14 protein-coding genes are annotated in these 12581 nt (G+C 64.9%); 5 read left to right on the top strand and 9 right to left on the bottom strand.

Annotated elements, in window-relative coordinates:
* Positions 1–6: 6 nt before the first annotated feature.
* The 3 genes from puuE to ACXJMY_RS31615 all read right to left on the bottom strand — a co-directional run bounded on the left by puuE (position 7) and on the right by ACXJMY_RS31615 (position 1725).
* Positions 7–942 carry an allantoinase PuuE gene (puuE, locus tag ACXJMY_RS31625; RefSeq protein ID WP_456623264.1) on the bottom strand — a complete coding sequence of 312 codons (936 nt, stop codon included), beginning with the start codon at positions 940–942 and terminating at the stop codon, positions 7–9.
* Positions 943–1356 (bottom strand): DUF3830 family protein, encoded by a 414-nt coding sequence (locus ACXJMY_RS31620; RefSeq protein ID WP_456623263.1) that lies wholly within the window; start codon positions 1354–1356, stop codon positions 943–945.
* A gap of 90 nt (positions 1357–1446) precedes the next feature.
* Positions 1447–1725, bottom strand: coding sequence for a hypothetical protein (locus ACXJMY_RS31615; protein ID WP_456623262.1), 279 nt, complete (start codon positions 1723–1725; stop codon positions 1447–1449).
* A gap of 21 nt (positions 1726–1746) precedes the next feature.
* Here ACXJMY_RS31615 and ACXJMY_RS31610 point away from each other — a divergent pair, with 21 nt between their 5' ends.
* The gene (locus ACXJMY_RS31610) at positions 1747–2166 is read left to right on the top strand and encodes a hypothetical protein (RefSeq protein ID WP_456623261.1); all 420 of its coding nucleotides are present in this window, start codon (positions 1747–1749) and stop codon (positions 2164–2166) included.
* Positions 2167–2305: 139 nt separating this feature from the next.
* Here the strand turns inward: ACXJMY_RS31610 and ACXJMY_RS31605 are convergent, their stop codons facing one another.
* Positions 2306–2746 carry a hypothetical protein gene (locus ACXJMY_RS31605; RefSeq protein ID WP_456623260.1) on the bottom strand — a complete coding sequence of 147 codons (441 nt, stop codon included), beginning with the start codon at positions 2744–2746 and terminating at the stop codon, positions 2306–2308.
* 305 nt (positions 2747–3051) lie between these two features.
* Between ACXJMY_RS31605 and ACXJMY_RS31600 the strand changes: the two genes are divergently transcribed.
* Positions 3052–3309: a DUF2798 domain-containing protein gene (locus ACXJMY_RS31600; RefSeq protein ID WP_456623259.1), complete on the top strand. Its 258-nt coding sequence runs from the start codon at positions 3052–3054 to the stop codon at positions 3307–3309.
* A 63-nt stretch (positions 3310–3372) separates the two neighbouring features.
* On the opposite strand, the gene ACXJMY_RS31595 is transcribed toward ACXJMY_RS31600, so the two are convergent.
* The 4 genes from ACXJMY_RS31595 to ACXJMY_RS31580 form a co-directional block, all read right to left on the bottom strand.
* Positions 3373–4692: an alpha/beta hydrolase gene (locus ACXJMY_RS31595; protein WP_456623258.1), complete on the bottom strand. Its 1320-nt coding sequence runs from the start codon at positions 4690–4692 to the stop codon at positions 3373–3375.
* Between the two features lie 118 nt (positions 4693–4810).
* Positions 4811–6598, bottom strand: coding sequence for a chloride channel protein (locus ACXJMY_RS31590; protein WP_456623257.1), 1788 nt, complete (start codon positions 6596–6598; stop codon positions 4811–4813).
* A 12-nt stretch (positions 6599–6610) separates the two neighbouring features.
* Positions 6611–7264, bottom strand: a complete 654-nt coding sequence (locus ACXJMY_RS31585; RefSeq protein WP_456623256.1) for a class II aldolase/adducin family protein — start codon at positions 7262–7264, stop codon at positions 6611–6613.
* A 158-nt stretch (positions 7265–7422) separates the two neighbouring features.
* Positions 7423–8049 (bottom strand): MarC family protein, encoded by a 627-nt coding sequence (locus ACXJMY_RS31580; protein WP_456623255.1) that lies wholly within the window; start codon positions 8047–8049, stop codon positions 7423–7425.
* A 143-nt stretch (positions 8050–8192) separates the two neighbouring features.
* Between ACXJMY_RS31580 and ACXJMY_RS31575 the strand changes: the two genes are divergently transcribed.
* The 3 genes from ACXJMY_RS31575 (at position 8193) to lon (ending at position 11710) form a co-directional block, all read left to right on the top strand.
* Entirely contained in the window at positions 8193–8759 is a 567-nt protein-coding gene (locus ACXJMY_RS31575) for a YciE/YciF ferroxidase family protein (protein WP_456623254.1), read from the top strand.
* A gap of 177 nt (positions 8760–8936) precedes the next feature.
* The gene (locus ACXJMY_RS31570) at positions 8937–9320 is read left to right on the top strand and encodes an Hsp20/alpha crystallin family protein (protein ID WP_456623253.1); all 384 of its coding nucleotides are present in this window, start codon (positions 8937–8939) and stop codon (positions 9318–9320) included.
* Positions 9321–9328: 8 nt separating this feature from the next.
* A complete protein-coding gene (gene lon, locus ACXJMY_RS31565) occupies positions 9329–11710 on the top strand; it encodes an endopeptidase La (RefSeq protein ID WP_456623252.1) in 2382 nt (793 codons plus the stop codon).
* A 230-nt stretch (positions 11711–11940) separates the two neighbouring features.
* On the opposite strand, the gene ACXJMY_RS31560 is transcribed toward lon, so the two are convergent.
* Positions 11941–12243: an HU family DNA-binding protein gene (locus tag ACXJMY_RS31560; RefSeq protein WP_008139488.1), complete on the bottom strand. Its 303-nt coding sequence runs from the start codon at positions 12241–12243 to the stop codon at positions 11941–11943.
* Between the last annotated feature and the right edge of the window lie 338 nt (positions 12244–12581).

Raw genomic sequence — 12581 nt, 5'->3', positions numbered from 1 at the left:
ACGTCTTCACCCGATCTCGAAGGCGTCGGCGGCAAGATGCGCGTGCTTGTCGTGCCAGTGCTGCGCGATCTGGAGCCGCGTCGGCACCCAGACGCGTTCGTGCTTGCCGATGTAATCCAGGAAGCGGATCAGCCCCGCGGCGCGGCCGGGCCGGCCGGCGAGACGGCAGTGCAACCCCACCGACATCATCTTCGGCGCGGTCTCGCCCTCGGCATAGAGCACGTCGAACGCATCCTTCAGATAGGTGTAGAACTGCTCGCCCTCGGCAAACCCTTGTGGGTTGATGAAGCGCATGTCGTTGGCGTCGAGCGTGTAGGGAATAATGAGCTGCTTGCCGTTCGCGCCCTTGACCCAATAGGGCAGGTCGTCGGCATAGGAGTCGCAGAGATAGAGGAAGCCGCCCTCCTCCATCAGGAGGCGGTTGGTGTTGATCGAGGAGCGCCCGGTGTACCAGCCGAGCGGCCGCGATCCGGTCGCCTCAAAGTGGACGCGGATCGACTCGGCGATCTCGGCGCGCTCCTGCGCCTCGGTCATGTCCTTGTGCTCGATCCATTTCAGGCTGTGGCTGGCGATGTCCCAGCCGGACTCCTTCATCGCCGCAACGATTTCCGGATTGCGCTTCAGCGCAGTGGCGACGCCGAACACGGTGGTCGGCCATTTGCGCTCGTTGAACATCCGCCACAGCCGCCAGAAGCCGGCGCGCGAGCCATATTCGAACATCGATTCGATATTGGCGTGGCGCTGGCCCGGCCAGGGCTGCGCGCCGAGCACGTCGGACAGGAAGGCTTCCGAGGCGCGGTCGCCGTGCAGGATGTTGTTCTCGCCGCCCTCCTCGAAATTGACGACGAACTGCACCGCAACCCGCGCGTTGCCCGGCCATTGCGGATGCGGCGGGTTGCGGCCGTAGCCGCGGAGATCGCGCGGGTAGCGGGTATCAGTCACTCAGACTTCCTCGAAGCGGATCGGCAGCGCGCCCTTCCACAGCACGCTCTTGCCCAGCGTCGCCAGATTCTCCAACCCCGAGGTCACCGTGATGAAGTGATTGCCGGCGAGCTGGCCCATCTTGCTCGCGAAGCTCACGCCGCCATAGGCCATCAGGATCTCGGTCTCGCTGATGCCGCCGGGATAGAGGATGATCTGGCCCGGCGCGGGATAGCTGGTGTGGTTCTCATAGCCGACGCCGAAATCGAGGTCGCCGAGCGGCATCCACACCGCCTCGCCGCTCCAGCGCACGTGGATGATGTGGCTTTCGAACGGCAGCGCTTTACGGAACGCAGCGACAGTCTTGGGCGCCAGCTGCTCCTCGAAGCGGGCATCGAAGGTGAAATCACCGGCGCGGATAACGAGTTTGCTCATCTCATCTCTCTGGATCGGGGGCTAAAGGCCCCACGGGGAACTTTCAAGCAAAGAGCATTCCAGAGGGCTTCGCGCAAGTGGCGCGGCCCGTCACCTGCGGTCGTAGGACCAGCCGAAAATGCCGCTCCGGCGCACCTCCGGCTCCGGCTCGGCGGCAGGCTGCGGCGCCTCCTTCAGTTCCGCCTGCGGCGGCGGCGGAGGCGGTGCGGGCAGGTTCTCGCATTTCATGGAATAGACCAGCTTGCCGTCCGCGGTCCGCCCGATCGGGGCGCAGGGATCGGGATGAGCCGCCGAGGTTTTTGGGGCCAGCTTGACCTGCGCCGCAGCCGGCGAGGCGATCAGCAGAAGGACCAGCAGATATCTCGACATCGTTGTCGCCTAAAACCTCAATTGGCTCCATTCAACCGGATTGCGCCGGTCAAGTCCATCGGGGCCAACCGGGCGATTGCCGAATATTTAGCCGAGACCAAAAAATTTGCTCGCCCCATCGTGATGCGAGCGTGGCTGATATTGGGCGGGGCGTGTCGCCATGTCAGCCGAGACGACGAACACATGTCTCACAACCTGGCCGTCGTCACGGGAGAAACAACAATGCAAAAGGCCCTCACCATTCTCGGCGTCACGCTGATTGCCGCCATCACGATTCAGGCCGCCGCCGCAAGCGACCGCCGTCACGTCCGCAAGGCGCACCCCGCCCACATCACCCAATCGGTGCGCGACTCCAACGCCGCCATCTGGCCGTCGCAGCCGACCGAGCCGGACTGGTCGCGTTATGCCAACGGCGCATTGTCGGCGCCTGCAGGACGATGATGTGAAAGTGGGAATGCTGCGGACCTGGCTTCGCGACACGACTGCGAAGCGGCAAACAAAAAGGAGTGGGTTACGCTTTCGCTAACCCACTCCATGGCAATACCTGCGAAGCTGTCGGGCCCGACAGCTGCGTCCGAACTCAATGGTCGTAATTGCCGCAGACGGCCGAGGGGCCTCCGCCGGCACAATAGCCTCCAGGGATGTAAGGGGCCGAAGGACGGTTCGGCCCCCGGTAATAGTGGGAACCGCCGTAATAGGCTGGACCACCGTAATAGCCTGGGCCGCGATCGTAATAGTACTGGTCCTCGTAATAGTCGCGGCGCCGGCTTTCGGCGATCGCGCCGACGGCCAGGCCGGTCGCCGCGCCCATGATGGCGAGGGCTGCAGCATTCGGTCCGCGGCGATAGTAACGGCGCTTGGCCGCGCTGAAATCGGTGGCGTCGGACGCAGCCTGGCCAGCGACGGCCGCCCTGGAAGGAGTCCCGGACGAGGCTGCAGCGGACGGCGTCGCGGAGGCCGCGACCAGGGCGAGGCTTGCGAACGCGGCCAGCACCGCATTGCGGCCGGCTGCCGAAGTCATAGGTCCAATCATCTCAATCTTCCTCTGTTCTCGCCCAAAAAAGAGATATGCAAACGATCTATAATGCGCAAACCACTGAAATGGTTTCATGATCGCGGCAATCTGCCACGCTTTGAACGATTGTAAACCGAACTTCCAGATCCAGCTTGATCCATTCAACCTGAGCGGTTAGTGAACAGCCGCGCCGTTTTTCGGTCGCCGTAAGCGTTTCACGTGAACCAACGCATCAACCGACGTCGTCGGGATCGATGCCATTTTCGCAGGTTCAACGTGACTGACGCGTCTTTTTCCCCAAGAGAAATCAGATGATTGCGGTTCGCAAACTGCCGGCGCGCTATGCGCCGATCGTCATGCCATTCGTGCTTTCCATTCTCATGACGGCCGTGGTGTCGGTCATTTCGACACTCAGGAGCCTCGGCGCAACGCCGGCATTCCTCGCGACATGGCCGGGCGCCTGGGGGCTGTCATGGCTCGTCGCCTTTCCGACGCTGCTCGTGGTGCTACCGATGGTCCGCCGGATCGTCGCCTGCCTCGTCGCGTCACCCTCTCAACCAGGCCAGTAGCCGGCGTGGGCGGCGGCGCATGGCGCTCGCCGTCCCGCTTCCATGAACGTGGCTGCGTGACCGCTAGGCCCGATACCTCCAGTATTTTTTCAGCGCATCGCCCGCGGCCTGAAGGTCGAAGCGCTGGTCAGGCGCGAGTTGCTGCATGATCAGGTTGAACATATCGTTCAGGATCGAGCGCTTGTCGCCGAAATAGGAATGGCGCAAACCGACCAGGCTGGTGTCGACGAGCGATGCATCGATGGTATCGACGCCGTCGACGACCAGCAGCGCTTCGCCGGCCTCGCCCGCCCGCGGATAGCCGTGCACGAATTTCGAGGCCAGCAGCGCGACGTCGCGTGACGAGGCATAGAGCGTGCAGCGCCTGGCGCAGCCCTTGAATTTCGCGGCGAGCTGGACGAAGCGGTCGCGGTCGACGTCGGGGGCGGCAAAGATGACCTGACCGAGCTTTGCGGCGCCCGCCGGCAGTTGCCATGACGCCATGCGTTCGAGCGTGTTGACCAGAGCCCGGTTGCCCATGCTGTGAGCGATGACATGAACCTCGCGGGCGCCGATTTCGTTCAGCGCAAGCTGGAGAAATGCCTCGAAATAATCGCGCGACCAGTCGATCGTGCTCTCGTCGACGGTGTACTGCTTCGCGTCCGCCGCCGACGCCCAGCTATACAGCAGCGTTCTGCCGGCGAATTTCAGGTCGACGGAGATCTGCGCGGCCCGCCGCGCCGCATCCTCGAAAGACACGTTGTAGCCGTGCACGAAGACGAGAACGTCGCGTTCGTCGGCCGCGGCAAGCGAGTCCGCAAGGCGCGTGACGAAAACATCCCGACCGAGCGGCCCGACGCTCTTGAGGATCACATGCTTTTCCGGATTGGCCGAAAATGAGAGGCGCCACCAGCTCGGACCGGTCAGCTCGCCGAGAGTGCGCCCGCGCGTGGGCACGCTGACCTCCGCGATCCCGAACGCGAGAGCGCCGCGCGCGCCGCCAAAGTACCTCGCCGGCGTATTGTCTCCGCGTGCCCGGTCCGTGCCGTAGAAGATGGGGATCGCGACGATCCCGGTCGCCTCGTCTGTGGTCGGCCGTACAATCTCCGAGGCAATGGGCGGCGGCGTAACGCGGCCGCGGCGGATCACGACCTCCTTGGCGGCAGCCGGCGCTGTCTGCTGCACGGCGCGCCGCACGAGCTCCGCGGCCGGGGCCTCCGCGAGCAGACGCTGAACCAGGGCGTCGAGCGCGCGGCGGACCTCATCGGGGTCATCGCCCCGGCCGGCACGGCCGGCCAGCTCTAGCAATTCGTCGCTGTAGGTGGGCCAGCTTTCGCCGAGCAGGGACTTCAACTGCGGCCCAAGGTCGAGCAAGGCAAGCAACAGGCGAAGCGTGTCGGACATCGCACGTCCCTCGTCGCTGAGCGCGGCCAGGGCGGTCGCCCCGCCGCCTGTCTCCAGACTAGAGGTTGTGGGCGATCTGGCAAGTCCGTCGCGCGTGCGAACGGCCCGGCGGATGTCCTTACGACAGCGCGCCCAGCACGCCGCGCGTCGCCTTGTCGATCTCCTCGACATAGCGGCGGCGGGCGAAGTTCTCGGTGAGGAAGCCGACCACCTTGCGGCTATCGGTGGAATCGACCACCGCCAGCATTTCGGCCTCCGCCTCGTCGAACACCGCCATCGCCGACTTCACGTTCATTTCCGGGATCAGCACGATTTCGGTCAGGCGCGCCAGCTCGATCACCTGGATGTCGTCGGCAATGGTGTCGAGGTCGCCTGAGAACAGGTCGGGCAGCAGGACGAGGCCGACATATTCGTCCGCATTGTTGACAATGACGATTCCGGGCCGCGATCCCAGCGCGAATTCGCGGCGGACCGTGGCGATCGTCGTGGTCGACGGGACCTTGCCGACATCCGAGCGCATCAGGCGCTCGACGGTGAGGTTGCGCAGCCAGCCGACGTCGTTGGCGCTACGGATGGTCTCGCCGCGCAGATGCAGGCGCCAGGTCGAAAAGGAGTGGCCGAACATGAAGCGGACGCAGATCGAGGTGACGATGCAGCCGGCCAGCACCACCGCGGTAACGTCGACGTTGCGGGTCATCTCGAGCACGAGGAACGACATGGTCAAGGGACCGCCGACGATGGCGACGCCAAGCGTCGCCATGCCCGTCAGCATTGCGACCAGCGGATCGATCACGAATTCCGGACTGATGAGCAAAAGGACCGCGGCGAAGAACTTTCCGATCAGGCTGCCGACGAACAACGAGGCAAAGAACAGACCGCCGCGAAACCCCGAGGCCAGCGAGATCAGGCAGGCCGTCAGCTTCAAAGCGATGATCACCGCGATCAGGCCGATCGTCATGTCGTGAAAGAGATCGAGCACCATGGCACCGTGGCCGGCCGCCAGCACCTGCGGCGTGACGATGGCAAAGCTGCCGACGATGAGGCCGCCAATCACCGGGCGCAGCCAGACCGGCAGCCAGGCAAACAGGCGCTCGAACATCGAAGACGACCGCATCACCGCGATGCCGACGCCGCTGGTGACGAGCGCAAGCCCGATCAACGCCAGATATTGCTCGACGCCGACGGCGCTGACCTTGGGTATTTCGATGGAGTACGGCGCGCCGCCGAGCCATTGCGCAGTCAGGGCGCCGGCAAGCGAGGCCGCCAGGATCGGCGCCGCGCTGCCGACCGAATAGACACCGACGATGAGCTCGCAGGCGTAGAAGGCGCCGGTAATCGGCGCGCCGAAGGCTGCTGCGATCGCCGCGGCGGCACCACAGCCGACGATCAGACGGAGATCGGTGCGGCGAAGATTGAAGAACTTGCCGAGCAGCGAGGCGATGCCCGAACCGATCTGGGTATAGCCGGCCTCGAGGCCGACCGAAGCGCCGCAGCCGTTCGAGATCAGCGTCTGGCTCGACACCACCATGCTGTCGCGCATCGACAGATTGCCGCCGCGCAGCGCGTTGGCCTCGATCGGGTCGACTGCGTTCGAGATCTTCAGCCGCCGCCGCGACCATTCCATGATGCCGAGCGCCAGCCCGCCGAGCGCGGGCGCGATCAGCGCCGCCCAGGGACTGATGCGGGCGTTGGCGGAGAGGCGGACATCGATGGGAATGCCGTAGATCACGACGTGGGCGATCTGCGCGATCTCGGCCATCAGCGTCACGATGGCGCCGGCAAGCGTGCCGATCACGAGCGCAAGCGGAATCAGGTAGAACTCGTTGCTGCGCAGCAGCGCGCGCAGGCGAACCATGACGCGGTTCGATCCCTTGCGATCGACGATATGCCTGATCCGCGCGAACACCGCCTGCCTGCCCTACCCGTCCGACATGCCGTAGCCGGCCATGCGCTGGCGGACCCGCTCGATCTCGGCGCTCGACAGCAGCGGCGGTTTTCCGATCTGGAGGCAGCCGTGATACTGCCGCGCCAGCGTCTCGACCTCGACGGCGAGCCACATCGCCTTGTCCAGCGTCTTGCCGACAGCGATCATGCCGTGATGGTCGAGCAGGCAGGCGAGACGCCCCTCCAGCGCCCGTACCGCGTGCTCGGACAGCTCCACTGTTCCGAAGGTGGCATAGGGCGCGCACCGGATGCTGTCGCCGCCGGCGGCCGCGATCATGTAGTGCACCGGCGGGATCTCCATGCCCATGATCGCCAGGATCGTCGAATAGGTCGGATGAGCGTGCACGATCGCGCTGACGTCGTCGCGCGACTTCAGGATGTCGCGGTGGAAGCGCCACTCGCTCGACGGCTTCTGGTTGGTGGCATGCGAGCCGTCCATCGCCATGAACACGATCTGATCCGGTGTCATGGCGTCATAGGGCACGCTGGTCGGGGTGATCAGGAGCCCGTCCTTGTGCCGAACGCTGATATTGCCCGAGGTGCCCTGGTTGATGCCGAGCGCATTCATGCGGCGGCAGGCGTCGATGATGGCCTGTCTCTTGTCGAGTTCGTCCGCTGTCATCGACATCCCGATTTCCTGGCGACGGGCGTTTGTGAGATGGGGAGTACGTCAAAGCAATATGGCAGCGCAAGAGAAAGCGGGCCGGATCGCGCTCCGCCTTGCCGGCGCCCCGGCAGACCACGAAATCCACCGTAAAATCAATAAATTAACAGATTGTCGCAGCCCTATGACAGGCTCATCCGGACGGCCGCGATGCCGTTAATCACGAACTGCACCGAATAGGCTGCGAGCAGCATGCCGAGCACGCGCGAAAGCACGGCGTTGCCGGTGCGCCCGAGGGTGCGCGCGATCAGGCTCGCGGAGGCAAAGCAGAGCATGCAGAGCAGGCAGACCGAGAGGACGACCGCGATGATGATCGCGAGTCTCGCCCCATAGCCGGCATCGCCCGTCAACAGCAGTGTGGTCGCGATCGCGCCAGGGCCGGCCATCATGGGGATGGCCAGCGGAAACACCGCGACGTCGGAGGCGTGCTCCGCGGTCGCCTTGTCAGCCTCGCGCGCCTCGCGATGCGGGCGATCGCCGAAGATCATCTGATAGGATACGCCGAACAGGAGAAGCCCGCCGGCGATCTGGAACGCGGGGATGCCGATCCCGAGCTGGCGCAGCAGCCAGTTTCCGACCAGCGCGATCACCACCAGGATCGACGCCGCAATCAGCGGCGCGCGCAGCGCGATGGTCCGCTTGACCTTGTCGGGCATGCCTCCGGTCGCGGCGAGGAAGGCCGGCGCAAGGCCGACAGGATCGACCACCAGCAGCAGCGTCACGAAGGCGGACAGGGCGAAATCGAGCATGCGGATCGGTCTCACGCGAGGTGCAGCCGCAATCCATAACGGCTCGAGGCGGCCTTCGCGAGGAACATTTGCCCTCGCAGAGTCTTGGTCGCGCGAGGATTGAGGACGGGAGCGCCTTCCCGTGCCCCTCAAGAGGAGGATTTATGGCTAAACGAGCAAAGAAACGTACGACCAAGAAGACCGCGGCGCGCCGCACGCGTCAGGCGCCGAAGATGTTGAGCGACCTGTTCCTCGAGACGCTGAAGGACATCTATTTCGCCGAGAACAAGATCATCAAGACGCTGCCGAAGATGGCGAAGGCGGCTCACTCCAAGCAGCTCTCCGCGGCCTTCACCAAGCATCTGCGTGAGACGCAGGGCCAGGTCAAACGGCTGGACCAGATCTTCAAGATGCTGGGCAAGCCGGCGCGCGGCAAGCCGTGCGAGGCCATCAACGGCATCACCGATGAGGGGGCTGAGATCATGAAGGACTTCAAGAATGCCCCTGCCCTCGACGCCGGCCTGCTCGCCGCAGCCCAGGCCGTCGAGCACTACGAGATCTCCCGCTACGGCACGCTGCGCACCTGGGCCGAAGAGCTCGGCATGCCGGACGCCGCCAGGCTGCTCCAGGCGACGCTCGACGAGGAAAAAACGACCGATCAAACCCTGACCGAGCTCGCCACCTCCGTGATCAACATTGAGGCGGAAGAGGAATACCGCGCTGCGGCCTGAGCCGAGCCGGCCCAACTGTTGGCGCCGCGGAACATATTCGCGGCGCCGAAACGCTTGACTGCGAGGATGCTCTCCAGTCAGAGGGCCAGGCATGCTCCGAATGCGCGCTGCTGGATTTCCGGGGAACCATCCCCATATGCTGATCTTCCAATCGCAGCGCCTTTCCCCGAGTTTGCCATGCAACCCAAAAATCCCCTCGACTGGATGCTGTCCGAAGCCCTGGACTCGCTGACCCGCGCCGAACGGCTGCGCCAGCAGTTCGGCCGCCAGGAAGCTTGCTGGGAACCCCCGATCGACGTGCTCGAAACCGAGCGTGAGCTCCTGATTTTGGTCGCCCTTCCCGGCGTCAATCCCGACAATGTCGAGACGGTGATCCATGACGGCGTGCTCGTCATCTCCGGCCAGCGCACGCTGCCGCCGGAGCTGCGCAACGCCCGCATCCACCGGCTCGAGCTGCCGCAGGGCCGCTTTGAGCGGCGCATCGCGCTTCCCGTTGGCCGCTACGCCATCAGCCGCTTCGTGATGGACGGCTGCGTCGCGCTGCGCCTCGCCAAATCCTGAGGTCGATCATGGCCACCGAACAGATGAATGCCACGCAAAACAATTCCGACGTGAAGATCCCCGAAGATGCGCTGATCATCATCCCCGTGCGCGAGATGGTCCTGTTCCCCGGCGCCATCGCGCCGATCGCTATCGCGCGGCCGAAGTCGGTCGCCGCGGCGCAGCAAGCGCTGCGCGAGCAGCGGCCGGTCGGCATCGTCCTGCAGCGCAGCCCGGAGACCGAAGAACCCGGGCCGGACGACCTCTATAGGGTCGCGACCATCGCCAACATCGTGCGCTACATCACCGCGCCCGACGGCACCCATCACATCGTCTGCCAGGGCGTGCAGCGTGCGCGGATCCTCGACTTCCTGCCGGGCACGCCGTTCCCGGCTGCGCGGATCCAGCAGATTCCGGAGCCGACCACGACCTCGCCCGAGATCGAGGCGCGTGCCTTGAACCTGCAGCGCCAGGCGATCGAGGCGATCGAGCTGCTGCCGCAGGCGCCGCCCGAACTGGCCGCGATGTTCCAGGGCACCACCGCGCCCGGCGCGCTGGCGGATCTCGCGACCTCGTTCATGGACATCAAGCCGCAGGACAAGCAGGAGGTCTTGGAGACCATCGATCTCGCCTTGCGGGTCGAGAAGGTGTCGAAGCATCTGGCCGAGCGGCTGGAGGTGCTGCGCATCTCCAACGAGATCGGCCAGAAGACCCGCGCCAGCTTCGACGAGCGGCAGCGCGAGGCGATCCTGCGCGAGCAGATGGCGACCATCCAGCGCCAGCTCGGCGAAGGCGACGGCAAGGCGGCCGAGGTCGCCGAGCTGACGGCTGCCATTGCCAAGGCCAACATGCCGCCGGAAGCGGAGGCGCACGCCAAGAAGGAGCTGCGCCGCTACGAGCGCATGCCCGATGCCGCCGGCGAATCCGGCATGGTCCGCACCTATCTCGACTGGCTGATCGAGCTGCCCTGGGCGTTGCCCGCGGAGAAGCCGATCGACATCAAGGAGGCGCGCCGCATCCTGGATGCCGACCATTTCGGCCTGGAAAAGATCAAGAGCCGGATCATCGAATATCTGGCGGTGCGCAAGCTTGCTCCGCAGGGCAAGGCGCCGATCCTGTGCTTCGTCGGCCCGCCCGGCGTCGGCAAGACCTCGCTCGGCCAATCCATCGCACGCGCGATGGATCGCCCCTTCGTGCGCGTCAGCCTCGGCGGCGTGCATGACGAGGCCGAGATCCGCGGTCACCGGCGCACTTATATCGGCGCACTGCCCGGCAACATCATCCAGGGCATCAAGAAGGCGGGCACGCGCAACTGCGTCATGATGCTGGACGAGATCGACAAGATGGGCCGCGGCGTGCAGGGCGATCCCTCGGCTGCGATGCTGGAGGTGCTCGACCCCGAGCAGAACGGAACGTTCCGGGACAACTATCTCGGCGTGCCGTTCGACCTGTCGCGCGTGGTGTTCATCGCGACCGCCAACATGCTGGACCAGATTCCGGGCCCGCTGCTGGATCGCATGGAGCTGATCAGCCTCGCCGGCTACACCGAGGAGGAGAAGCTGGAGATCGCACGCCGCTACCTGGTGCGGCGTCAACTCGAGGCCAACGGCCTGACGGCCGAGCAGGCCGAGATCGAGCCGGACGCGTTGAAGCTGGTCGTCAAGGGCTACACCCGGGAAGCCGGCGTGCGCAACCTGGAGCGCGAGATCGGCAAGATATTCCGCCATGCCGCGGTGCAGGTCGCCGAGGGCACGGCTGCCAAGGTCGTGGTGACGGCAAAAGACGTCGCCACCGTGCTCGGCCAGCCGCGTTTCGAAGGCGAGATCGCGCAGCGCACCAGCATTCCGGGCGTCGCCACCGGGCTCGCCTGGACGCCGGTCGGCGGTGACATCCTGTTCATCGAGGCTTCGCGCGTGCCCGGCCGGGGCGGCATGATCCTGACCGGCCAGCTCGGCGACGTCATGCGCGAGAGCGTGCAGGCTGCGATGACGCTCGTGAAGAGCAAGGCCACGCAGCTCGGCATCGATCCATCGCTGTTCGAGAAGAACGACATCCACGTTCACGTGCCGGCGGGCGCAACCCCGAAGGACGGGCCGAGCGCGGGGGTCGCGATGTTCACGGCGCTGACGTCCCTGCTCACCAACCGCACGGTGCGCAGCGACACCGCGATGACCGGCGAGATCTCCCTGCGCGGCCTGGTGCTGCCGGTCGGTGGCATCAAGGAGAAGGTGGTGGCTGCGGCCGCTGCCGGACTGAAGCGGGTGATGCTGCCGGCGCGCAACAAGCGGGACTACGACGACATCCCGCAGAGCGCGCGGGACAACCTCGAATTCATCTGGCTCGAACGCGTCGACGAGGCCATCGCCGCAGCGCTCGAGCCGGCCGAAGCCAATGTCGAAGCGGCGGAGTGACGGCAATGCGTGGATTGTTGGAAAGAGCGAAGAGATCGCGGAAGGCACAGCGATTGCGCCAATTGCTCGATCGCGTGATCGACCAAGTGCGTGATGCACTGGCGCCACCGGGACCGCGGCTTCAGCCGGTTCCGGTGCGGGTGAAGCGCCGCAAGGGCTGACCCCTCCGTTTCAGCCCTCGCAGTCGCTCAAGACAAAAGGCCCCCTCCTGCGAGGGGGCCTTTGCTTTATCAGGCCACAGCGTCCTTGGCGGCCTTGACGGGGCGGGCGCGGACGATCTTCCGGGCCGGCTTGGCCTTGAACATCATCTCTTCACCCGTGAACGGGTTGGTGCCCTTGCGCGCCTTGGTCGCGGGCTTCTTGATGACCACGAACTTGGCGAAGCCCGGCACCAGGAACAGGCCGTTCTTCTTGAGCTCCTTGTGGCCGACGTCGGTCAGCGTCTCCATGACGCTCTTGACGTCGCGCTTGGAAAGCTCGGTGGCGGTCGCAATCTTTTCGATCAACTGCGATTTGGACATTTGGGCTGGCATCGTGTCTCCTCTGATTCGTTGCCGGTTGCATATTAGACCAACCGGCGAAGGCCTATAGCCTTCTGCACAGTTTTGTCGCGATTTTACGGGCTTTTTTGGCCCCCTGTGGCAAAAAACCCTGCTTTTTAGCTACTTCCTGAGCGGAAGAGGCCTGGGTCAGCGGTTTTTGCCTTGTTTCAAAGGCCCGCAAGCAGCCTTGCTAAAGCTGATTCGATGCTTTCGACAAGCGACGACCGGCCTCTTTGTGCGAGGAGCAGCGCGATTCACCCTGGAAAATAAGGCTAGATTGCATCGCCGCCGCGTTTGCAGGTGCTCTCCCTCTCCCCGTTCTTACGGGG

The organism is Bradyrhizobium sp. P5_C12 (assembly GCF_054049735.1).
The sequence above is the reverse complement of the archived record's forward strand: the minus strand, read 5'-3'. Positions and strand labels throughout refer to the sequence as shown.